The 21,901-nt window shown below is 62.3% G+C and carries 20 protein-coding genes; 11 read left to right on the forward strand and 9 right to left on the reverse strand.

Features of this window, described 5'->3' with window-relative positions; translation table 11 throughout:
- Nucleotides 1–29 precede the first annotated feature (29 nt).
- From lpxO to mpl, 5 genes are all read right to left on the reverse strand, one after another.
- Nucleotides 30–926 (reverse strand): lipid A hydroxylase LpxO, encoded by an 897-nt coding sequence (gene lpxO, locus ACIQWO_RS22600; RefSeq protein ID WP_402829067.1) that lies wholly within the window; start codon nucleotides 924–926, stop codon nucleotides 30–32.
- Between the two features lie 108 nt (nucleotides 927–1,034).
- Entirely contained in the window at nucleotides 1,035–1,994 is a 960-nt protein-coding gene (locus ACIQWO_RS22605; protein WP_402829069.1) for an energy transducer TonB, read from the reverse strand.
- A complete protein-coding gene (locus ACIQWO_RS22610) occupies nucleotides 1,988–4,183 on the reverse strand; it encodes a ribonuclease catalytic domain-containing protein (protein WP_402829071.1) in 2,196 nt (731 codons plus the stop codon). The genes ACIQWO_RS22605 and ACIQWO_RS22610 overlap by 7 nt, the downstream gene beginning before the upstream one ends.
- A 77-nt stretch (nucleotides 4,184–4,260) precedes the next feature.
- The gene (locus ACIQWO_RS22615; RefSeq protein WP_402829073.1) at nucleotides 4,261–4,872 is read right to left on the reverse strand and encodes a YqiA/YcfP family alpha/beta fold hydrolase; all 612 of its coding nucleotides are present in this window, start codon (nucleotides 4,870–4,872) and stop codon (nucleotides 4,261–4,263) included.
- Nucleotides 4,873–4,893: 21 nt separating this feature from the next.
- A complete protein-coding gene (gene mpl / locus ACIQWO_RS22620; protein WP_402829075.1) occupies nucleotides 4,894–6,279 on the reverse strand; it encodes a UDP-N-acetylmuramate:L-alanyl-gamma-D-glutamyl-meso-diaminopimelate ligase in 1,386 nt (461 codons plus the stop codon).
- 119 nt (nucleotides 6,280–6,398) lie between these two features.
- Here mpl and ACIQWO_RS22625 point away from each other — a divergent pair, with 119 nt between their 5' ends.
- From ACIQWO_RS22625 to ACIQWO_RS22670, 10 genes are all read left to right on the forward strand, one after another.
- Nucleotides 6,399–7,055, forward strand: coding sequence for a UDP-N-acetylmuramate--alanine ligase (locus ACIQWO_RS22625; RefSeq protein ID WP_402829077.1), 657 nt, complete (start codon nucleotides 6,399–6,401; stop codon nucleotides 7,053–7,055).
- Between the two features lie 143 nt (nucleotides 7,056–7,198).
- Nucleotides 7,199–7,723, forward strand: coding sequence for a TlpA family protein disulfide reductase (locus ACIQWO_RS22630; protein ID WP_402829079.1), 525 nt, complete (start codon nucleotides 7,199–7,201; stop codon nucleotides 7,721–7,723).
- 146 nt (nucleotides 7,724–7,869) lie between these two features.
- Nucleotides 7,870–8,316: a type II 3-dehydroquinate dehydratase gene (gene aroQ / locus ACIQWO_RS22635; protein ID WP_039393255.1), complete on the forward strand. Its 447-nt coding sequence runs from the start codon at nucleotides 7,870–7,872 to the stop codon at nucleotides 8,314–8,316.
- Between the two features lie 70 nt (nucleotides 8,317–8,386).
- Nucleotides 8,387–8,848: an acetyl-CoA carboxylase biotin carboxyl carrier protein gene (accB, locus tag ACIQWO_RS22640; RefSeq protein ID WP_402829081.1), complete on the forward strand. Its 462-nt coding sequence runs from the start codon at nucleotides 8,387–8,389 to the stop codon at nucleotides 8,846–8,848.
- Nucleotides 8,849–8,945: 97 nt separating this feature from the next.
- Complete coding sequence (gene accC, locus ACIQWO_RS22645) at nucleotides 8,946–10,307, forward strand: acetyl-CoA carboxylase biotin carboxylase subunit (protein WP_402829083.1); 1,362 nt, start codon at nucleotides 8,946–8,948, stop codon at nucleotides 10,305–10,307.
- Nucleotides 10,308–10,334: 27 nt separating this feature from the next.
- Nucleotides 10,335–11,252: a 50S ribosomal protein L11 methyltransferase gene (prmA, locus tag ACIQWO_RS22650; RefSeq protein WP_402829085.1), complete on the forward strand. Its 918-nt coding sequence runs from the start codon at nucleotides 10,335–10,337 to the stop codon at nucleotides 11,250–11,252.
- A 69-nt stretch (nucleotides 11,253–11,321) separates the two neighbouring features.
- Entirely contained in the window at nucleotides 11,322–12,413 is a 1,092-nt protein-coding gene (locus ACIQWO_RS22655) for a DUF3426 domain-containing protein (protein WP_402829087.1), read from the forward strand.
- Nucleotides 12,414–12,445: 32 nt separating this feature from the next.
- Entirely contained in the window at nucleotides 12,446–12,946 is a 501-nt protein-coding gene (tpx, locus tag ACIQWO_RS22660) for a thiol peroxidase (RefSeq protein ID WP_402829090.1), read from the forward strand.
- 126 nt (nucleotides 12,947–13,072) lie between these two features.
- Nucleotides 13,073–14,008, forward strand: a complete 936-nt coding sequence (locus ACIQWO_RS22665; protein ID WP_402829092.1) for a carbohydrate kinase family protein — start codon at nucleotides 13,073–13,075, stop codon at nucleotides 14,006–14,008.
- 19 nt (nucleotides 14,009–14,027) lie between these two features.
- Entirely contained in the window at nucleotides 14,028–14,507 is a 480-nt protein-coding gene (locus ACIQWO_RS22670) for a membrane protein (RefSeq protein WP_039401436.1), read from the forward strand.
- Between the two features lie 164 nt (nucleotides 14,508–14,671).
- On the opposite strand, the gene ACIQWO_RS22675 is transcribed toward ACIQWO_RS22670, so the two are convergent.
- The 3 genes from ACIQWO_RS22675 to ACIQWO_RS22685 form a co-directional block, all read right to left on the reverse strand.
- The gene (locus tag ACIQWO_RS22675) at nucleotides 14,672–15,301 is read right to left on the reverse strand and encodes a histone H1-like DNA-binding protein (protein WP_402829094.1); all 630 of its coding nucleotides are present in this window, start codon (nucleotides 15,299–15,301) and stop codon (nucleotides 14,672–14,674) included.
- A 24-nt stretch (nucleotides 15,302–15,325) separates the two neighbouring features.
- The gene (locus ACIQWO_RS22680; protein WP_150737384.1) at nucleotides 15,326–15,631 is read right to left on the reverse strand and encodes a hypothetical protein; all 306 of its coding nucleotides are present in this window, start codon (nucleotides 15,629–15,631) and stop codon (nucleotides 15,326–15,328) included.
- A gap of 467 nt (nucleotides 15,632–16,098) precedes the next feature.
- Nucleotides 16,099–17,241: a ribonucleotide-diphosphate reductase subunit beta gene (locus tag ACIQWO_RS22685; RefSeq protein ID WP_039393274.1), complete on the reverse strand. Its 1,143-nt coding sequence runs from the start codon at nucleotides 17,239–17,241 to the stop codon at nucleotides 16,099–16,101.
- Nucleotides 17,242–17,830: 589 nt separating this feature from the next.
- Between ACIQWO_RS22685 and ACIQWO_RS22690 the strand changes: the two genes are divergently transcribed.
- Nucleotides 17,831–18,802 carry a hypothetical protein gene (locus ACIQWO_RS22690; RefSeq protein WP_402829097.1) on the forward strand — a complete coding sequence of 324 codons (972 nt, stop codon included), beginning with the start codon at nucleotides 17,831–17,833 and terminating at the stop codon, nucleotides 18,800–18,802.
- A gap of 115 nt (nucleotides 18,803–18,917) precedes the next feature.
- On the opposite strand, the gene ACIQWO_RS22695 is transcribed toward ACIQWO_RS22690, so the two are convergent.
- Nucleotides 18,918–21,869 carry a ribonucleoside-diphosphate reductase subunit alpha gene (locus tag ACIQWO_RS22695; protein WP_402829099.1) on the reverse strand — a complete coding sequence of 984 codons (2,952 nt, stop codon included), beginning with the start codon at nucleotides 21,867–21,869 and terminating at the stop codon, nucleotides 18,918–18,920.
- Between the last annotated feature and the right edge of the window lie 32 nt (nucleotides 21,870–21,901).

Consider the following 21,901-nt stretch of genomic DNA (forward strand, 5'->3'; position numbering starts at 1 on the left):
AGGTCGTCGGCCGATACGGCGTCAGGCGCTCACCAGAGAATCCATAGCAGGATGCTTCCGAACAACGCCCATTTCACCGCATAGTACACGTTACGGTTCCACGCCTTCAGACGTTTGCCGACGATGCGAATCGAGTAAATATACTTGAACACCTTGTTCAAGCCGCCGGTACGGTCACCTGCGTCGTTCGGCGACGCTGCTGCGCCCACCAGATGACGGCCGAACCAACGGTTGATGGCCTGCGTCCAGCGGTACCTCATCGGGCGCTCGACGTCGCAAAACAGAATGATACGGTTCTGGCCGCTCTGGTTCTCGGCGTAGTGAATATATGTCTCATCGAACATCACGCCCTCGCCATCGCGCCAGCTATAACGCTGGCCGTCGACATCGATGTAACAACGGTCGTCGTTCGGCGTGACCAGCCCGAGGTGATAGCGCAGCGAACCGGCGTACGGATCGCGGTGACGCACTAGTCGGCTGCCATGCGGCAATTCGGCAAACATCGCGGCTTTGATCGTCGGAATCTTGCGCACGAGATCGGTTGTGACCGGGCACAGCGCGTTGGCGGACGGATACGATTCGTCATACCACTTCAGGTAGAACCGCTTCCAACCGCTTTTGAAGAACGAATTGAAGCCGACATCGTTGTACTTGTCGGACGCTTTGATACGGCGCGCGTCGAGCAACGACATTGCTTCGGCACGAATCGCCTCCCAGTTCTGACGCAAAGGCTCCAGTTCGGGGAAGTGGTCGGACTTCAGATAAGGCGTCGTGGGTACACGCGAAAAGGTGTACATAAAGACGTTCAGTGGTGACAGGAACGTCGAATGGTCGGAGAGTTGGCGGAAGAATTTATGGCGAACCTTACCGCGGAAATGCACATACACAGCACAAGCAGCAATGATCGCCAGAACAATCCATTTCATGGCGGATTTTTCGAGATCGGGAAAACCCAGCAATTATAGAAATGCTTGGAAAGGTTCGCCCACCACGATCCCAAAGGGAAAGCAGTCTGCTGCGGCCACACCGGTGTGCTATTGCGGGTTGTCCTGCGCCGGTGCAGTGAGCGTTTGCGCTTGCACACCCTGACGCGTAAATGTCATTCGCGTGACGATTTCGAGGATGTCGTAACGCTGCTTCATCTCGGACGAGAAGTCGCCGAACGGCGCGCTGGCCTGTACGATCGCGACCGCGCGTCGATCCAGATCCCGATTGCCGGAACTGCGTGTCACCTCCACGCCAACGACGTTCCAACCGTCCTTGTGATACCCCAACCCGCCCCGTTGATTCACATTGAGCGTGACGATCAGCTCGCCGTACAGCCGGTCGTTGCCGATTTGCGGGAAGTGCTCCGTGCCATAACGCTCGATACGATGACGCAGACCATCGAAGTATCTGGCGTACGCAACTTCGCGCGTGTTCGCCGTCACCTGACCTCGCTTAGGGCGTGTTTGATAGGCCCGCAGTTGCTTGTCGATTTCTGCCTGCAGGCGCGCGATCTGCTGGTCGACCGTCTGGTCGTCGAGTCCATGACCCCGCTGTGGCGTGTCGGCGCGATTGCGCTGCGCCTCGGGCGTGGTGGCGTACTGACTGTGTAGCTGCGAAAGCAGCTTCTCCTGCATCGCTTCCAGGTCGCTCACATTGCGCTGGACCTGTGCGACAGGGGCGCCATCGCGCTCGATAGCCTGCGACGGCAGGGGCGACGTGGCGCGTTCGCCATCATGCTCCCCGCCACCGACAAGGTTGGCCTGCGCGAGCGCCGTCGCCTTGTCCGGCGCGTTGGCCGACTTCGCATTGACGAGGACGACTTCGAGGGGCGTATCAGCGCTGTGCAACCGGAAACTGTCGGGCGCAACGAAATGCACAGCCAGCGCGAGCAAATGCACCACCGCCGAAAAGATCAGGCCGGTGGCGAGCGGATGCTCGCGCATTAGCGACCAGCCGCGACGTCGCGCCGCGGCCAGGTCGCCGGAGGGCAAAGCCGGTTTCAGCACGCGGGGCTAGCCGAAGCGTCGTGCGCCCCTGCCGCCATGAGCGCGGCGGCCATCGGTGATCCGGCGTCGGACGCCGCGACCGAGTCATCGCCCCGGGCGGACACGGTGTCGCCATCGTCAGCAGCGCCTTCGGCAGCACCCGCCGCACCGACATCGCCCTCAGACGACTCGGACGAGTCGGAGCCTTCGCCACCGTCGGTCCCTTCGGCACCGTCAGCGCCGCCGCTCTCGCCACCTTCACCACCGTCACCGGCACCGCCGTCACCTTCGTCGTCGTCATCCGCGAGTTCGGTCTGGCTCGCGCCAAGCACCTGCGAGATGCGCACCGAAATACTGAGCGTGACGACGTCGAACGACAGCACGTCGAGCATGATCTGCGTGCCGCGCGCGTGCAGTCCGAGGCCCGGCACGATAAGCGTGAGCGGGATATCGTTCAGACGAACGGTATCGCCCTTGAGCACACTCGCCTGCACCTGCGACTTGTTCTCCTGAATCAGCCAGCGCATGCACCAGTAGCGCTCCATGCGGCTTTGATGTTCGCCATAGGCCGCGTACGCCGCCTCGAAGCTCGACACCGTTGCATAGAGATCGGCATCTTTCGGCTTGAACGGCGCGGCCAGTTTGGCGGTCACGCCGTGACGCACGCAGGCGATCAGTTGCCACTGGTTCACAAGGTCGACATAGCGACGCAGCGGCGACGTGCTCCACGCGTACTGCTCGACACCCAGCCCTTCGTGCGGGGCGGGCGACGTCTGCATGCGCGTGCGGTTCACGCCGTAGGCGCGTTGTGCGCGGTAGATACCCGGCACACCGCATTCGGCCAGCAGGCGTCCCCAGCGGCTGTTCGCGAGAATCGCCATTTCGGCGACGATCAGATCAAGCGGTGCGCCACGCAGACGCTGCTTGATCGTGACGTGCTCGCCGTCGACATAAAAATTGAAGTCGGTCTTGTTCTGCACTTCCGGGCGCAGACCGTAGCCCACGCGCGCGGCCTGACGCTTGTCGTACAGCGATTGCGCAAACGGCCACAGCAGACGCAGCTCTTCCTTGTGCGGATAGTCGCCGCTGCCATCGGCCAGCGTTTCTGCCGTGATGATGGCGTCGAGTTCGTTGTGACGCAGGTTGGCGGAGATCGGCACAAGTTCTGCGCGCGTCTCGGTCGTCACGATCTCATACGTGTCGGCCTTGACCACGACATACAGCGACAGCGCCGGACGCGCGCCCCCTTCGGCGAGCGTATAAGTCTCGACCACCGAATCGGGCAGCATGGTGATCTTCTCGCCGGGCGAATAGACCGTCGACAAACGCACACGAGCGATCTCGTCGATGGCGTCGCCGCGGGTGATGCCCAGCGCCGGTGCCGCAATGTGGATACCCACGCGCAGCAGACCGTCCGGCAGCAGTTGCACCGAGAGGGCGTCGTCGATTTCGGTCGTCGTCGAATCGTCGATCGAGAACGCCTGCACGTCGGCCAGCGGCAGATCGTCGGACGGCAGCGGCGTCGGTCCCAGATCGGGGAAGCCGGTACCGCGCGGGAAGTGTTCGTAGAGGAAGGCGGCCTCGTGATAAGCGCGCGGCGACGCAATGCCGCCACACGCCAGCATCACCTCGGCGTGGGTCTTGCCCAGCGCGATGGCCGCCGCATCGAGCGCCTTCCATTCGAGCGCGTTCTTATCGGGACGGAACAGCAGTTGCAGTTCCTTGCCCTTGAGCGCGTCCGGCAGCGAGCCAGCGATCATCTGGTCGGCGTACGACTGCTGCAACTCCGCTTGCTGTTGCTTACGCGCCAGTCCGGCCAGTGCGGCTTCGAGCTGTTCCTGCGCGGCGCGCTGATACTGACCGCGGCCTTTGCGGCGGAAATAGATCGGCGACGCCTGCAAGGCCAACGCCAGCCCGGCCTGCTGCGCAACGCTCGCGCCCTCCCCGAAATACTCGGAGGCGAGGACGGGAAACGCGAATTCGTCAGCTGGCGCGCACTCCCACAGGAAACTCATATCGATATCCTGTGCTGCGGCCTGTGCCTGCGCGATCAGCTCGGCGGGCGTGGGCGACTCGAAACGTAGCAGAACGTCGCGTCCCTTGATCTTGCTGCGACGCCCGCCAGGCAACTCCACCTGATACGACTCGCCCTGCTGCGACAACACCGTGCCAGCCTTGAAGCCGCCGGATTCCTCAAAAAAAATGTTCATGAAACAGCCATCGATCGCAATAGGCGATATTGTAGCCCGCCAAACTACGGCGGTTTAGGACAGAACGGGGTAACGCGTCATTCGCCCGCGAACGGGCTTGCTGCGTCGGGCGAAGGCGGAACGTCGATGCCGGCGAAACGCAGCACGTCGTCCATATAGTTAGCGAAATCGGAAATCCCGTGGTCGCTCCCCTCAATCAGCGTGAGCTTCGCGCCAGGGAATTTTGCCACCATGTCGCGATAATCCAGCGTCTGGTCGCCGGTCGCGGCCACCAGGTAATAGCGCTCGGGACGGGTGATCTGCGCCACGTCGATCATACGGAGTTCGTCCAGATGGCGCGGTTCGACGACGATGGAACCACCGCCGTGCCACATCGGCTGCTCGCCGAGCCATTTACCGAGATCGTCATACGGCCGCGTTGCCGGATTGAGCAGCACGGCGCGGCAACCCAGCTTTTCTGCGAGATACGTTGCGTAGTAGCCGCCCAGCGAGCTACCCACGATGGTCAACTCGTCGGCGCTCACGCCGGTCAGCAGGCGCTGCGCATCGACGACGGCGGCGAGCGGCGACGGCGGCAACTGCGGGCACGCCCAGTCGTGCCCCAGACCGAGCCGGTGCATACGGGCAGCCATCAACTGCGCCTTGAACGAACGCGGCGAAGAACGAAAGCCGTGCAAATAGAGAATCATGGGAGCCCCGATAAAACCAAGTCAGTGCGCACGCGCCGCCAGTGCATCCAGCAATTTCTGATGAATGCCGCCAAAGCCGCCGTTACTCATCACCACGATCTGGTCGCCCGGCTGCGCGGCTGCGCTCACCGCGCGCACCAGCCCGTCGATGTCGCTGAACGCCTGAGCGCGCGAGCCCAACGGTGCGAGCGCTTCAGTCAGATTCCAGCCGAGCGAATCCTTGCCGGACGGCGCGCCATAGCCGAACACCAGATCGGCATCGGCCAGACTCGCGGGCAGTTGCGCCTTCATCACGCCAAGTTTCATCGTGTTGGAGCGCGGTTCGAGCACCGCCAGAATGCGGGCCTTGCCTGCGCGGCGGCGCAGACCAGCCAACGTCGTCTGGATAGCGGTCGGATGATGGGCGAAGTCGTCGTAGACGGTCACACCCGCGGCTTCACCGCGCACTTCCATACGGCGCTTCACGTTCTGGAACTTGCTCAGCGATGCGGCGCCCTGCTCCGGCGGCACGCCCACGTGACGTGCGGCGGCCAGTGCCGCGAGCGCATTCATCCGGTTGTGTTCGCCCTGAAGCGCCCACTTCACTTCCCCCGCCGCCTTCGGCCCGTGATGGACCCAGAACGCCTCCTGTCCGGCCGCCAGCGTTTCGTTGGCTTCGGCCACGTGCCAGCCGTCCGCCACGCCGAAGCGTTCGACTTCGCTCCAGCAGCCGCGCGTCAGCACGCGCTCCAGCGCCGGTTCGCGGCCGTTCACTATCAGGCGGCCCTGCCCGGGGACGGTACGCACAAGATGATGGAATTGCGTCTCGATCGCCGTCAGATCCGGGAAGATGTCGGCGTGATCGAACTCCAGATTGTTCAGGATGGCCGTGCGCGGGTGGTAATGGACGAACTTCGAGCGCTTGTCGAAGAACGCGGTGTCGTACTCGTCCGCCTCGATGACGAAGAAGTCGCTGTCGGTCAGCCGCGCCGAAATGCCAAAGTTCATCGGCACGCCGCCAACGAGGAAGCCCGGGTTGTACCCGGCGTCTTCGAGAATCCACGTCAGCATCGACGTCGTGGTCGTCTTGCCGTGCGTACCGGCCACCGCCAGCACCCACTTCTTCGACAGCACGTGCTCGCCGAGCCATTGCGGGCCGGACGTGTAAGGCAGATTCCGGTTCAGGATCTCTTCCATCAGCGGATTGCCGCGCGACACGACGTTGCCGATCACGAACAGGTCAGGCTCCAGCGAGACCTGGTCGGCATCGAACCCTTCGATCAGGCGAATGCCCTGCGCCTCGAGCTGAGTGCTCATCGGCGGATAGACGTTGGCGTCGCAACCCGTGACGGTATGACCGGCCTGACGCGCGAGGACTGCCAGTCCGCCCATGAACGTGCCGCAGATGCCAAGAATATGAATATGCATGGATGGGGAGCGTGGTGAGGACGGGCCGAACCCGTGCGGGAAATGGGAGTGCAGAGAAGCCAGGGGCTCCATTGTACCTGTCACATGAACCGCAATGCCTTTCGGGTATCATCGTTCGCATGACACGCAAATCCTGGACCGACGCCCAACGCCTGCGCGAAGAAATCGCGCTGGCGGCCGCTCGCCTCATCGCCGAAGAGGGGGCCGACTACGCCTTGGCGAAGCGCAAAGCGGCCAAGCAGGTAACGGGTGAATCGCGAATTGCTGGTGAATTACTGCCCGATAACGACCAGATCGAAGCGGAAGTCCGGGAGTACGTGCAAACGTTCCTCTCAGATAGCCAGCCCGCCGAGCTGGCGCATCTGCGTCAGGTCGCCCTGACGGTGATGACAGAGCTGGCGCGTTACCGCCCGTTCATCACCGGTGCGGTCTATAACGGCACGGCCACAGCGCTATCTGATATCTACTTGCAGGCTTTTTGCGACAACCCCAAGGAAGTGGCCATCGACTTGCTGAACCGGGGCATCGACTACGAAGTCTCGGAGAGTCGCCATTTCAACGGCCGGGGGATGGTCGAGACGTTGAGCTTTCTCTGGCGCGAACGTCGCCAGCAGGGTGAACCGGCGGGCGTCCATCTGTCGCTTTATTCGATGGACGACATGCGTGGCGCGCTCAAGGCGTCCGACGGCAATGGCCGTCCGGTCCGGATCGACGCCGACGGGCTGCGAGCGCTGATCGCGCAGACGGAAGCCACCAGCCATGCAGCGAGTCACTGAGCGGATCGTAGGCTGACGCACATTCGCGGCAAAATCACGGCACAATCACAGCGCAATCACGACGCAATCGCCACTAATTCTTCGCAATTACGGTTCGTCTTTCGTTTACCGTCTTATCCCGGCACTTCCGCCTTCTATCCATCATGGCAAAACGCATCGTTATTCTGGTGATTCTGGCCCTCGTCGGGCTGGCAGGCGGATTCTGGCTCGGCCACCGCAACCAGCCAGCACCGAGCGCCTCGGACGCCGCCGTCGCCCAACTGCTCGCCACCCGTCTCCCCGACCTTAAGGGTAACGATCAGGCCATCTCCCAGTGGAAAGGGAAGACGCTGGTGGTGAACTTCTGGGCGCCGTGGTGCGGGCCGTGCGTCGAGGAAATGCCCGATTTGCAGGCGCTCTCCACCGAGTTCGGAACGAAAAACGTGCAATTTGTCGGCATCGGCATCGATACGGCTCAGAACATGATCGCGTTCGAGCAAAAGGTGAAAGTGGACTATCCGCTGCTCGTGGCAGGTTATGCCGGTACGGACCTGGCCCGCGCGCTTGGCAACAAGGCGGGCGCATTGCCCTTTACGGTCGTCGTCGACCCGCAGGGCCGCGTCCATTATGAGAAGCTGGGCCGCATCACCTCGGACGAGGTCCGCGCCGCGCTCAAGCCGCTCATCTGACCCTAACACAGTGGGAAGGGCATCCCGGGAAGCCCCGCCGGACGTGACCGGCGGTCCCCTGAGGGGCAGCCCCTATTTCGCCCCACTGGACAAAATCCACCAACTGGCGTTTAATTGCGCCCAATTTCGTGAAATTTGATTCGCCGATGCCTCACCGCATTCTCGTGCTCCACGGCCCCAACCTGAACCTGCTCGGTACTCGCGAGCCGGAGGTGTACGGTCGCACGACGCTGGCCGACATCGACTCCGCCCTTGTGGCGCAGGCCCAGACGGCGGGTGCAGAGGTGGCGACATTCCAAAGCAATCACGAAGGCGCACTGGTTGACCGGATTCAGGCGGCGCGCGGTGAGTCGATCGACTTCATCGTCATCAACCCGGCGGCCTACACCCACACGAGCGTGGCCATTCGCGACGCGTTGGCCGGGGTAGGCATCCCGTTCGTCGAAGTTCACCTCTCGAACGTTCATGCGCGCGAAGCCTTCCGGCATCACTCGTACTTTTCCGATATTGCGCAAGGTGTGATCTGCGGCCTGGGCTGGCGCGGGTATACCTACGCACTCGATTTTGCCCTGCGGCGACTCGCCGGCGGGTAGTCCTCTCACACCCCATTTCCTCTCGCGGGACGTTGCGCCCGCGTCGATACAGAATCAAGGAGCTTCCTTCATGGATTTGCGCAAACTCAAGACGTTGATCGACCTCGTGGCCGAATCGGGTATTTCCGAACTCGAAGTCACCGAAGGCGAAGGCAAGGTCCGCATCGTCAAGGCACCGCCGCAACTGATCGCCGCCCCGATGCAGATGGCCATGCCGGCCGCCATGCCGCAAGTCGCTGCGCAAGCTCCTGTCGGATCGCCCGCCGCAGCAGCGCCTGCCGCACCGGCACTGCCGCAAGGCCACATCGTGACGTCGCCGATGGTCGGTACGTTCTACCGCGCCCCGTCGCCGGGCGCCGATCCGTTCGCCCAAGTCGGCGACTCGGTCAAGGAAGGCCAGACGCTGTGCATCATCGAAGCGATGAAGCTGCTCAACGAGATCGAGTCGGACAAAGCCGGCGTGATCAAGGAAATCCTCGTCGAGAACGGTCAGGCCGTGGAATACGGTCAACCGCTGTTCGTGATCGGCTAATGCCGGTTGTCGGACGCTCCGCCCGCAGCCTTCGGCCGCGTGGCGACACGAAGCGTCCGGCCCCGCTCCTCTCCCCTTACGGGCAGGACTGCACATAATGTTTGAAAAAATTCTCATCGCCAACCGCGGCGAAATCGCTCTGCGCGTCCAGCGCGCGTGCCGCGAGATGGGCATCAAGACCGTCGTGGTCTATTCCGAAGCCGACAAGGAAGCGAAGTACGTCAAGCTCGCCGACGAAGCGGTCTGTATCGGTCCGGCCCCCTCGCCGCTGAGCTATCTGAACATGCCTGCGCTGATCAGCGCGGCGGAAGTGACGGACGCCCAGGCAATTCACCCGGGTTACGGCTTCCTCTCCGAAAATGCCGACTTCGCCGAGCGCGTCGAGCAATCGGGTTTCACGTTCATCGGCCCGCGCCCCGAAACCATTCGCCTGATGGGCGACAAGGTGTCGGCCAAGCAGACGATGATCAAGACCGGCGTGCCGTGCGTGCCGGGTTCGGAAGGCGCGTTGCCCGACGATCCGAAGGAAATCGTGCGCATTGCACGTCAGGTCGGTTATCCGGTGATCATCAAGGCAGCAGGTGGCGGCGGTGGTCGCGGCATGCGCGTGGTGCACACGGAAGCGGCGCTCGTGAACGCGGTCAACATGACGCGCGAAGAAGCCGGTCGTGCCTTCGGCAATCCGGAAGTCTATATGGAGAAGTTCCTCGAGAACCCGCGCCATATCGAAATCCAGATTCTCGCCGACAAGCACAAGCAAGCGATCTGGCTGGGTGAGCGTGACTGCTCCATGCAGCGTCGTCACCAGAAGGTGATCGAAGAAGCGACGGCTCCGCTGATTCCGCGTCGTCTGATCGAGCGCATCGGCGATCGTTGCGCCGACGCGTGCAAGAAGATGGGCTACGTCGGTGCCGGTACGTTCGAGTTCCTGTTCGAAAACGGCGAGTTCTACTTCATCGAAATGAACACGCGCGTGCAGGTCGAACACCCGGTCACGGAAATGATCACGGGCGTCGACATCGTGCAGGAACAGATTCGCATCGCGGCGGGCGAAAAGCTCGCCTACCGTCAGCGCGATATCGAGTTCCGTGGCCACGCCATCGAATGCCGTATCAACGCCGAAGATCCGTTCAAGTTCACGCCGTCGCCGGGTCGTATCACCGCCTGGCATATGCCGGGTGGCCCCGGCATCCGCGTCGACACGCACGCTTACAACGGCTACTTCGTGCCGCCTAACTACGACTCGATGATCGGCAAGCTGATCGCTTACGGCGCAACGCGCGAGCAGGCGATCCGCCGCATGCGTGTGGCCCTGTCGGAAATCGTGGTCGAAGGTATCCAGACGAACATCCCGTTGCACCGGGAACTGATGCTCGACGCCAAGTTCGTCGAAGGCGGCACGAGCATTCACTATCTGGAACACAAGCTGGCGCAGAAGTCTGCCGTCGGCGGTAATTAAGTCGTTAATTCGTAGGAATCACTCGCTATGTATCGCGAACTCGTCGTAGAAGTTGCCCGCGCCCAGGCCGAGGCCCTGTCAGACGCCCTGCTCGATCTGGGCGTGCTGTCGGTCTCCGTGGAAGACGCGGATGCCGACACGCCCGACGAGCAACCGATGTTCGGCGAGCCGGGTCTGACCCCGCCGGACACGGCGTGGCAACGCTCGCGCGTGGTCGCGCTGGTGGGGGAAGATCAGGACGCCGCCGTGCTGCTCGCGGCGGCGGTCAATGAACTGGGACTCGCCGAGTCGCCTGCCTTCACGTTGCGTGACGTGGAGGAACAGGACTGGGTGCGTCTGACGCAGTCGCAGTTCGAGCCGATGCAGATCGGCCAGCGGATCTGGGTCGTGCCGTCGTGGCACGACGCACCGGACACCGACGCCCTCATTCTCGAACTCGACCCGGGTCTGGCCTTCGGCACCGGCAGCCATCCGACGACGCGCCTTTGCATGGAGTGGCTCGAACAGCACGTGCAGACGGGTCAGTCGCTGCTCGACTATGGCTGCGGCTCGGGCATCCTGGCCATTCTCGCGCGCAAGTGCGGCGCCGATCCGGTCATCGGTATCGACATCGATCCGCAAGCCGTCGAATCCGCCCGCTACAACAGCGAACGCAATCACGCGCCGGTCGAATACGGTTTGCCCGACGACCTGCGTGACGGTCAGTTCAACATCGTGGTCGCCAATATTCTGTCGAATCCGCTCAAGCTGCTCGCATCGATGTTGACGTCGCGCGTGGCCACGGGTGGACGGCTTGCGCTGTCCGGCGTGCTGGAACGGCAGGCCGACGAGGTGATCGCGGCCTACGCGCCTTATATGAAGATGTCGGTCTGGCGCGCTCACGACGGCTGGGTCTGCCTGCACGGGCAGGCTGCCACCGGGTCCGTCGCCGGGTCCGTAGGTTAACCGCCCGCCCGCCGCGCTGCCGCACGCGATGCGCCCGATGCGACGAGTCCAACGAGTCCCCCGAGCCTCATGACCCAGTCCTCGCGCGTTCTCGCTACCCGCTGCCCTCACTGCCACACCGTTTTTCGCGTCGTCGCGGATCAGCTCAAGCTGCGCGACGGCCTCGTGCGCTGCGGCCATTGCCGTGAGGTGTTCGACGGCCGCGCTTATCTCTGCGATCCTCCGGCCGACGACACTCCGCCTGCCTCGCCATCGCCCAACGCGACGTCGAGCCCAAGCAGTGCCACGGAAAGTGCTTTTGCGACGTCGGGCGCTGCGTCGGCAACCTCAACGGCAACTCGCCCAACCACGCCTGAAGGTGCATCGTCACCTTCATCGTCCTCATCGTCCGCAGCCACCAGCGAAAAGCCGGTGCCGGAGATGCTGACGCCCACAGCCATCGCCGCCCTGCTCGGCTCGCCCGACGAAAGCCGCGCGCAGATGCAGCACGGCCCGGGCCGCTATATGGATGACGACGATCCCACGGTGCTCACCGCGCCGACGGCCTCGCCTTCCTTGCGCGCGGAAACGCCCCCCCTTTCCACCGACGCGAACAAGCGCCCCGGCGCGGCGCGCGTGATCTGGCGCGTGCTCATGACGCTGGCCGTCGTCGCACTGCTCTGCCAATGGGCATGGATCGAGCGCGCGGCGCTCATCGACCGGATACCGGCATTGCACGGCGTGTTTGCCGCGATCGGTCGCCCGCTGCATGTGGCGGTCGGACTGCCGCGCCAGCCGGACAAGATCCAGATTTCGAGCGTGACGTTGGTGACCGACGCCGTCGGCAGCAACGACGACAGCGGCGTCGCGTCGGTAGTCGCCGCGAGCGACGCGTCCGCTGCATCCACCGACGCCCCAACCGACAGCGTGCCGATGACGCTCACCGTCTTCGTGCGCAACGAAGCTGGCCATGCATTGGCCTGGCCGTCGCTCGAACTGACGCTCTCGGATATCGACGGAAAGCCGGTCGTGCGTCGCGTTTTTTCAGCGAACGACTACGTTACCGGGGCAGCCATGCGCGATGCCGGTCTGGCATCACGCAATGAACGCACGATTCGGTTACGATTGTCGGCGCAGGCAGCGCTAGCCAGTAATTACCGGGTGCTCGCGTTCTATCCCTGATAGCGCTGTTGCACTCAACCTAGGAGATATAGATGTCCCAAGTCACGCTCGGGGGCAACCCCATCGAAGTCGACGGCCAGTTCCCGCAGAAGGGTCAGACCGCACCGGCGCTGAAGCTGGTCAACGCAAAACTGGCAGACGTCACGCTCGACGACTTCGCTGGCAAGCGCAAAGTCCTCAACATCGTGCCGAGCCTCGATACGCCGACATGCGCTACGTCGACCCGCAAGTTCAACGAAGCCGCAGGCAAGCTCGACAACACCGTCGTGCTCGTGATCTCGGCTGACCTGCCGTTCGCGATGAGCCGCTTCTGCGCCACCGAAGGTCTGAACAACGTCGTCACGCTCTCGACCATCCGCGGTCGCGAGTTCCTCAAGGACTACGGTGTTGCCATCACGACCGGCCCGCTCGCCGGTGTGTCGGCACGTGCTGTGGTCGTGCTCGACGCCGACAACCGTGTCGTGCACGCGGAGCTGGTGCCGGAAATCAAGAACGAACCGAATTACGACGCTGCGCTCGCCGCACTGTCCTAATTCAACTTCGTGACGATGCCCCGATGCGACCATGCGGTCGCCGGGGTATCGTTACCTCATGTCGTCCCTCGCCGCGTGCGTTCCTCCGCTGGCACTCCCCCGCTTACTTTTCGCAAGGATTTTCCCGTGACTACCGTGATCTGCGGCTCGCTGGCCTACGACAACATCATGACGTTCGAAGGCCGCTTCGGCGAGCACATCCTGCCTGATCAGGTGCACATCCTGAACGTCAGCTTCCTCGTGCCGACGATGCGCCGCAACTTCGGCGGCTGCGCCGGCAACATCGGCTACAGCCTGCATCTGCTGGGCGGCGCGCCGGTCGTCATGGCGACCGTCGGTGAAGATGGCGCCGCGTACCTTGAGCGCTTCCAGTCGCTCGGTATGACGACGGAGTTCGTGCGCACGGTCACGGACAGCATGACGGCCAATGCGATGATCACCACCGATATGGACAACAACCAGATCACCGCCTTCCACCCGGGTGCGATGATGTTCTCGTCGCGTAACCGCGTGGCGGATGCGAAGGGCGCCACGCTCGGCATCGTCGCTCCGGACGCCTCGGACGCCATGCTCACGCACGCCGAAGGTTTCGCCGCTGCGGGCGTGCCGTTCATGTTCGATCCGGGTCAGGGCCTGCCGATTCTGTCGCCTGAGGCACTGCGTCGCATGGTGGAACTTGCCACGTATCTCGCGGTCAACGACTACGAAGCCAAGCTCCTCTGCACGAAGACCGGATGGTCGATGGAAGATCTCCAGTCTCGTGTCGAGGCACTTGTCGTCACGCGCGGAGAACACGGGGCCCAGATCTTCGCCGGCGGCAAGCAACACGACATTCCTGCCGTGCCCGCCAAGCGTGTCGTCGACCCCACCGGATGCGGCGACGCGTTCCGTGGCGGTTTGCTTTATGGCATCGAAAAGGGCCTCGACTGGCCGACCACCGGCCGCCTGGCCAGCCTGATGGGTTCGCTCAAGATTGCCGAGCAGGGTCCGCAGACGTATGCACCGACGCGCTCGGAAATCGAAGCGCAATATGAAGAAGCGTTCGGCCACCGCTTCGAATGATTTGACGAAAGGCATAACGATGGCACGACTCACCACACCGCTAATCATCCTCGCCGCTGCGGCGTCGCTCACACTGTCCGCCTGCACGGCGTTCGGCCCGAGCAACTCGGCAAGCGTCTACAACAGCCGTCAGGCGCAACGCGAACAGGTCGTGCGCATGGGCACGGTCGAATCGGTGCGTCCGGTCACGATCGATAGCAGCAACGGCGACCCGGGCATTCTGGGCATCGCCGGTGGCGGCGCACTCGGTGCCATCGGCGGCAGCGCCATCGGTGGCGGTCGCGGTTCGATTGCGACGGGCATCGTCGGCGGTCTGCTGGGTGCTGTGGCAGGTCAGGCCATCGAAAGCCGCATGAGCAAGAAGGCCGGTCTCGAGATCACCGTGCGTCTGGACAACGGTGAGTTGCGCGCGATTACTCAGGATGCCGACGAGGCATTCCAGCCGGGTCAGCGCGTGCGTCTGCTCTCGAGCGGCGGCGTGACGCGTGTAACGCACTAAGGCGACACGTCACACCGGAAACATGGGCGACTTCGGGTCGCCCATTTTTTTTCGTCATGAAAAAACCCGCTGTGACGATCGCTCATCACAGCGGGTTTCGGACCGGGTAGGCCTACCCGGTCAAAAGACACCTAAGTGCCTTGGTTCCTGCATCGGCACTCGGATTACGGACGGCTGCCGGTCGGGAACGGCCATGCCGCTGCCGGGTTCAGCGCAGTCTTCGGTGCAGCAGCGGGTGCGGCGGCCGGAGCAGCAGCAGGCTTAGCGGCAACCTTCTTGACGGCCGGCTTCTTCGCAGCAGCAGGCTTCTTCGCGGCAGGCTTCGCAGCGGCCTTCTTCGCAGCAGGCTTAGCAGCAGGCTTCTTGGCAGCAGCCTTCTTCGCAGCCGGCTTCTTGGCAGCAACTGCCTTCTTCGCGGCCGGCCTCTTGGCAGCAACCTTCTTCACTGCTGCTTTCTTGGCGACCGGCTTCTTGGCGGCAACCTTCTTCACTGCTGCTTTCTTGGCAACCGGCTTCTTAGCGGCAACCTTCTTCACCGCTGCCTTCTTGGCGACCGGCTTCTTAGCTGCAACCTTCTTCACCGCTGCCTTCTTGGCAACCGGCTTCTTAGCAGCAACCTTCTTTGCTGCCGGCTTCTTAGCGGCAACAGCCTTCTTTGCTACCGGCTTCTTGGCAGCAACTGCCTTCTTCGCTACCGGCTTCTTGGCAGCAACTGCCTTCTTTGCAACGGGCTTCTTGGCAACAGCTTTCTTAGCCGCCGGCTTCTTGGCAACAGCCTTCTTAATCGTAGCCATGACAAAACTCCTTAACGTGAGAGATCACTCAAACGAAACTACCTGAGAAGGAAACCCGACCACCGTGCGGGAACCGCCGGCGAGCGGGCTATTCATCGGCGTACGCATCGGACTACGACCGCTTACGCTAATGAATTCGGCGCTGCGCGCATGACGCTGACCGTATGTGGTCACGCGCGCAAAAAAATTGCCGGCGACATTGCCGCCAGCAATTCGATTGTCTTGAGAAAGGGGGATCGCCAGATTCTTCGGGGGGTAGCTTGCCTGTCCCGTCATCGGGATGGAGGAGATTGCGATAGCGGATAAGCGATACAGCTTGCTATGCACCAAGGTTTTTACGCTCCGTAACTACCAGCTCTCTGTCGCGGGAGGAAAGCAGTGAGTGCTTTCGTGTGTTCATCGAGACTGCAATTTATTTGAGCGAATAATAATTCTTTTGTGATGCGATGTTAATACTTTGTGCATAAAAAAGCGCACATCAATCGTAACGAAGAAGTCAATCTGTTGTATTTGATGCACATCACACTCGCATGTCGATGCGTGCGATGCGTGTGTTCGATGTCTTCGACGTGCTCTGCTGTGTCTTCGACGTGCACTTCACTGCGAACTCTGAAGCGATCTTCGAAGCCAACTTCGAAGCGAGAACTTCAACGTGCGAGTGAGGATGATGTGTGTGACCGACGCCTCTTCTTCGTCTTCTCTTCCGTCAGTCACGCGTGCCATGCACGCACACACCACCCTCTCGAAACCCGCATGGATGCTCGCTTTACGCGACGCATCCATTTTTCACTCAATGCTTAGTCCCAGCTCAGTGCGCCACCGGTCTGGTACTCGATCACTCGCGTTTCGAAGAAGTTGCGCTCCTTCTTCAGGTCGATCATCTCGCTCATCCACGGGAACGGATTCTCTTCGTTCGGGTAGAGCGCTTCGAGACCGATCTGCGCGCAACGACGATTCGCGATGAAGCGCAGGTAGCTCTTGAACATGCCCGCGTTCAAACCGAGCACGCCGCGCGGCATCGTGTCTTCTGCGTAGCGATACTCAAGCTCGACTGCCTTCTTGAACAGCTCGCGAATCTCTTCGCGGAATTCCGGCGTCCACAGATTCGGGTTTTCCAGCTTCACCTGGTTGATCAGGTCGATGCCGAAGTTGCAGTGCATCGACTCGTCGCGCAGGATGTACTGATACTGCTCTGCAGCACCGGTCATCTTGTTCTGACGGCCCAGCGCCAGAATCTGCGTGAAGCCCACGTAGAAGAACAGGCCTTCCATGATGCAGGCGAACACGATCAGCGAACGCAGCAGCTTCTGGTCAGCTTCCTGCGTACCCGTCTTGAACGACGGATCGGCGACCACCTCAATGAACGGCAGCAGGAATTCGTCCTTGTCGCGAATCGATGCCACTTCGTGATACGCGTTGAAGATCTCGGCTTCGTCCAGACCCAGGCTTTCGACGATGTACTGATAGGCATGCGTGTGGATCGCTTCTTCAAACGCCTGACGCAGCAGGAACTGACGGCACTCCGGCGCGGTGATGTGGCGATAGGTGCCCAGCACGATGTTGTTCGCGGCAAGCGAGTCGGCCGTCACGAAGAAGCCGAGGTTGCGCTTGATGATTCGGCGCTCGTCTTCGGTCAGACCGTTCGGGTCCTTCCACAAGGCGATGTCGCGCGACATGTTGATTTCCTGCGGCATCCAGTGGTTCGCGCAACCGGCCAGGTACTTTTCCCAGGCCCACTTGTACTTGAACGGCACCAGTTGGTTCACGTCCGTCGTGCCGTTGATCACGCGCTTGTCCGAGGCGCTCACGCGGCGCGTCGACTGCGAGGCGATCGTGTGCGGCGTGTCGTCTTGCGTGCCCAGAATGTTCGATGCAGGCGCAGCCGGTGCTGCGGCAGGTGCCGGTTTGGCGGTAGAGGTCTCTTCTTCCCAGTTCAGCATAGGGTCTCGGTCCGTTCAGGTTGATGCGAAACACATTGGGTACGTGTATCGCCGAAGTGACAGATCAGCCGTTCGCTCACGAAGGCCGACGAAAAAATTGCGATATTGCTGCCGTCAATCAGAGGACGACGACGAAAAATCCGCGAGTGGCAATGCTTGGTATTGGGGGTAAAGCAGATTCGCTTTCGCGCTAATTTGAATGACCACGTCGACGATGACACCGGTCCCGAGGCTGCAATCTTTGTCTTGCAACATCATGATCTCCCGACGTCGATCGAATGACTCCAATTTAGCACAATACCGTCACGCATTCCAGTCCATCGACACCATATATTGTGTCGAGTTATGCCACCACCACAATACCTAGTGTTTGCGAGCATACCGTCGTCACGTGACGCGCGGCCTTGCGGGACCGGCATCTTGCCACGAAACGACGCTGCACGACAGCGTTTGCAGTGCATCAAAATGACGCGCGGCCGCATTGGCGTATCCTGTGCGGCAAGCGCCAAAGCGTCGCGGACCGGAACACGAGATTCCGGCGCGCGCCACTGCCTCCACCTCCCCGGCGCCAACGAAGGAGATACTGACGATGACATCCTCACGCGCCGACGGCGCACAGGCCCCGGCCACCCCGGCTGATCAACCGGGTCCGACACCGCTCACCCTCAACCCCGGCAAACCGATCCGCCTCGCCAGGGGGGCACTTATCGCCGAAGTGCAGCCGGGTTGCGGCGCGCGCCTGTCGCGTCTGGCGCGTCGCGACACCCGCGGCGACCTGTTCGACTACCTCGTACCGCTCGGCAACGAGCCATTTTCCTCCGACGAATGGCCCAAGGCCGGTGCGTTCCCAATGCTGCCGTATACCAATATGTTGCGCGACGACACGCTGCACTGGCGCGGCAACACCATCGCCGTTCACGAGACACCCGCCACGTCGAGTTCGCTGCACGGCTGGGGACTGCGACGCGCGTGGGAGGTCGTCGACGAAAGCGCGCATTGCTGCGTGCTGCAACTCGACAGTCCCGCCCAACCCGAATGGCCCTGGCACTATCAGGCCTACCTTTCGGTGACGCTCGACGATCAAGGCGTCGATATGCAGCTCTCGCTCACCAATCTCTCGGCGCAGGAGATGCCCGCAGGGCTCGGCCTGCACCCGTACTTCCGCTGGCCCGCCGGCGCGCGCGTGACGTTCGAATCCGAGGCGCTCTGGCGCTCGCCGTCTGAAGACATCCGCTGGCCGAGCGAGCAACGCGTGCACGTTGGGGCGATGGAAGTGGTGTCGGTCGGCGGCGGCCTCGATACGGGCGGACGTTCGACCTGGTTCGCCGAAGTCCCCACCGAGTCGGGACGCTTCGACGCCCGCATCGACTACGCTGGCGGGCTGCGCAGCGCCACCGTGCGCAGCGACGATGCGACCTGGCTCGTGCTGCATTCGCCCGCCGGTCGCCCCTATCTCTGCCTGGAGCCGTCGACGCATCGCGTGGGCGAGTTCGACACCGACCACGTGGTACTCGCTCACGGCCAGACGCTCGATCTGTCGATGCGCATCGATCTGGCCTGATCCGAAAACGGGCGTTAGCCGCCGCCAAAGAAAAACCCCGTCGTCCTTTCGGATCGACGGGGTTTTCCCGAAGACGCGAGCCGCATGTGACATGCGGCACCGCATCACAAACAACTTACTGGCAAGCCTCGCACTCTTCGAAGCCCGGGTCGCCCGGACGCATCGTGCAGACCGCGCCTTCGGCTTCCGGCATCGGCTGCGCCAGCGGCGAGGTCGGCTCGGCCGAGAAGCCACCCGATACACCACCCGAGCTCGGCACCGCATTCAGCGCGCCGTGGCTGACCGTCGATTTCTCGACGTGCGTTGCGGCCATCGTACGGAGGTAGTACGTGGTCTTCAGTGCACGCGTCCAGGCCAGCTTGTACGTCTCGTCGAGCTTCTTGCCCGACGCGCCAGCCATATAGATGTTGAGCGACTGCGCCTGATCGATCCACTTCTGACGACGCGACGCCGCCTCGACCAGCCACTTCGGCTCGACTTCGAACGCCGTGGCGTAGATCTCGCGCAGGTCGGCCGGCACGCGGTCGATACGGGCAAGCGAACCGTCGAAGTACTTCAGGTCGGCGACCATCACTTCGTCCCACAGACCGCGGGCCTTCAGGTCACGCACCAGGTACTCGTTGACCACCGTGAATTCGCCCGACAGGTTCGACTTCACGTACAGGTTCTGGAACGTCGGTTCGATACAAGCCGACACGCCGATGATGTTCGAGATGGTGGCCGTCGGAGCGATAGCCACGCAGTTCGAGTTGCGCATGCCGTGCGCGGCAATGTGCTTGCGCAGGCTGTCCCACTCGAGCGTGCTCGACAGATCGACGTCGACGTAACCGCCGCGCTCTTCCATCAGGAGCTTGAGCGAGTCCTGCGGCAAGATGCCGCGATCCCACAGCGAGCCCTTGTACGACGAGTACTGACCGCGTTCCTTGGCCAGCTCGGTCGACGCCCAGTAAGCGTAGTAGCAAACCGCTTCCATCGAACGGTCGGCGAACTCGACGGCGGCGTTCGACGCATACGGCGTACGCAGCAGGTGCAGGCAGTCCTGGAAGCCCATGATGCCCATGCCCACCGGACGGTGATGCAGGTTCGAGTTGCGCGCCTTCGCCACCGCGTAGTAGTTGATGTCGATGACGTTGTCGAGCATGCGCATCGCCACACGAATGGTGCGTTGCAGCTTCTCGTGATCCAGCTCGTAACCGTTGGCCGTCTGCTTCAGGTGAGCCACGAGGTTCACCGAGCCGAGGTTACACACGGCGATTTCCGTCTCGCTCGTGTTGAGCGTGATTTCCGTGCACAGGTTCGACGAGTGCACCACGCCCACGTGTTGCTGCGGCGAGCGGATGTTGCACGGATCCTTGAACGTGATCCACGGATGGCCGGTTTCGAACAGCATGCCCAGCATCTTGCGCCACAGCGCTTGTGCCGGCACCTTCTTGAACAGCTTGATCTCGCCGCGTGCGGCCTTCTCTTCGTATGCCGTGTAAGCCTGTTCGAATGCCTTGCCGTACTTGTCGTGCAGATCCGGGCAGGTCGACGGCGAGAACAGCGTCCACTCAGCACCTTCCATCACGCGCTTCATGAACAGATCGGGAATCCAGTTCGCCGTGTTCATGTCGTGCGTACGGCGACGATCGTCACCCGTGTTCTTGCGCAGCTCCAGGAATTCTTCGATGTCCAGGTGCCACGTTTCCAGGTAGGCGCAGACCGCGCCCTTGCGCTTGCCGCCCTGGTTCACGGCCACGGCCGTGTCGTTGACCACCTTGAGGAACGGCACCACGCCCTGGCTCTTGCCGTTCGTGCCCTTGATGTGCGAGCCGAGTGCGCGAACCTGCGTCCAGTCGTTGCCCAGACCACCGGCGAACTTCGACAGCAGTGCGTTTTCCTTGAGCGCTTCGTAAATGCCTTCCAGATCGTCCGAGACGGTCGTCAGGTAGCACGACGAGAGCTGCGAGCGACGCGTGCCCGAGTTGAACAGCGTCGGCGTGGAGCTCATGAAGTCGAAGCTCGACAGGATCTGATAGAACTCGATCGCACGTGCTTCGCGCTCGACTTCGTTCAGCGCCAGACCCATGGCCACGCGCATGTAGAACGCCTGCGGCATTTCGATGCGATGGCTATCGATATGCAGGAAGTAGCGGTCGTACAGCGTTTGCAGGCCGAGGTAGTTGAATTGCAGGTCGCGGTTGGCGTCGAGCGCGGCGGCCAGCTTGACCAGATCGAACGAGAGCAGTTGCTCGTCGAGCAGTTCAGCGTCAACGCCTTGCTTGATGAAACGCGGGAAGTATTCGATGTAACGCGCGGCCATCTCGCCCTGCGGCACTTCTTCGCCAAGGATTTCGCGGCGGATCGTGTGCATCAGGATACGTGCGGTGACCTGGCTGTACGCCGGTTCCTTCTCGATCAGGGTACGCGAGGCGAGGATCGCCGAATCGTAGACCTGCGACAGCGGCACGCCGTCGTACAGGTTCTTGATGGTCTCGGCCAGAATCGGCTCGGCGGTGACTTCACTGCCGAGATTGTCGCAGGCTGCGTTCACCACGCCGCGCAGCGCCGCCATGTCGAGCGGACGCGACACACCGTTGTCGGTGACATTGAGCCCCGGGGTGTCGGGCGTTGCCGCCTCTTGCGTGGCCTCACCGGCGTGAGCGCGCTCTTGCGAACGCTTCTCGCGGTACAGCACATAGGCGCGGGCGACGTTGTGCTCGCCTTCACGCATCAGCGCGAGTTCGACTTGATCCTGAATGTCTTCGATGTGGAACGTACCGCCGTTCGGGCGGCTGCGCACCAATGCGCGCACGACGTTTTCCGTCAACTGTTCCACGAGCTCGCGTACGCGCGCCGAAGCCGCACCCTGACCGCCGTTCACTGCCAGGAACGCCTTGGTCACGGCGATTGCGATCTTCGACGGCTCGAAACCCACCACCGTGCCGTTGCGTCGGATCACTTTGAAGTCGGCGTTGGTCGCCGGCTCGAATGCGCCCGTCGTCTGGGGCGCCGACGCACCCGTGCCACTGCCAGCGTTCGCGGCGGGCGTCGGGTTCGGGCGGGTGAGGTTTTCGTTAGTCTGCATGTAAAAACTCCCGTTCCAATGAGATGGTGCTG

Source organism: Pandoraea sp. NPDC090278 (genome assembly GCF_044772185.1).
Classification (GTDB): Bacteria; Pseudomonadota; Gammaproteobacteria; order Burkholderiales; family Burkholderiaceae; genus Pandoraea.

Coding starts and splice junctions, on each gene's coding strand:
- ACIQWO_RS22695 (WP_402829099.1), bottom strand. CDS start 21,869: ATGCAGACTAACGAAAACCTCACCCGCCCGAACCCGACGCCCGCCGCG.
- ACIQWO_RS22685 (WP_039393274.1), bottom strand. CDS start 17,241: ATGCTGAACTGGGAAGAAGAGACCTCTACCGCCAAACCGGCACCTGCC.
- ACIQWO_RS22675 (WP_402829094.1), bottom strand. CDS start 15,301: ATGGCTACGATTAAGAAGGCTGTTGCCAAGAAGCCGGCGGCTAAGAAA.
- ACIQWO_RS22615 (WP_402829073.1), bottom strand. CDS start 4,872: ATGATTCTCTATTTGCACGGCTTTCGTTCTTCGCCGCGTTCGTTCAAG.
- aroQ (WP_039393255.1), top strand. CDS start 7,870: ATGCCTCACCGCATTCTCGTGCTCCACGGCCCCAACCTGAACCTGCTC.
- ACIQWO_RS22670 (WP_039401436.1), top strand. CDS start 14,028: ATGGCACGACTCACCACACCGCTAATCATCCTCGCCGCTGCGGCGTCG.
- tpx (WP_402829090.1), top strand. CDS start 12,446: ATGTCCCAAGTCACGCTCGGGGGCAACCCCATCGAAGTCGACGGCCAG.
- prmA (WP_402829085.1), top strand. CDS start 10,335: ATGTATCGCGAACTCGTCGTAGAAGTTGCCCGCGCCCAGGCCGAGGCC.
- ACIQWO_RS22625 (WP_402829077.1), top strand. CDS start 6,399: ATGACACGCAAATCCTGGACCGACGCCCAACGCCTGCGCGAAGAAATC.
- accB (WP_402829081.1), top strand. CDS start 8,387: ATGGATTTGCGCAAACTCAAGACGTTGATCGACCTCGTGGCCGAATCG.
- ACIQWO_RS22630 (WP_402829079.1), top strand. CDS start 7,199: ATGGCAAAACGCATCGTTATTCTGGTGATTCTGGCCCTCGTCGGGCTG.
- ACIQWO_RS22610 (WP_402829071.1), bottom strand. CDS start 4,183: ATGAACATTTTTTTTGAGGAATCCGGCGGCTTCAAGGCTGGCACGGTG.
- lpxO (WP_402829067.1), bottom strand. CDS start 926: ATGAAATGGATTGTTCTGGCGATCATTGCTGCTTGTGCTGTGTATGTG.
- mpl (WP_402829075.1), bottom strand. CDS start 6,279: ATGCATATTCATATTCTTGGCATCTGCGGCACGTTCATGGGCGGACTG.
- ACIQWO_RS22690 (WP_402829097.1), top strand. CDS start 17,831: ATGACATCCTCACGCGCCGACGGCGCACAGGCCCCGGCCACCCCGGCT.
- accC (WP_402829083.1), top strand. CDS start 8,946: ATGTTTGAAAAAATTCTCATCGCCAACCGCGGCGAAATCGCTCTGCGC.
- ACIQWO_RS22655 (WP_402829087.1), top strand. CDS start 11,322: ATGACCCAGTCCTCGCGCGTTCTCGCTACCCGCTGCCCTCACTGCCAC.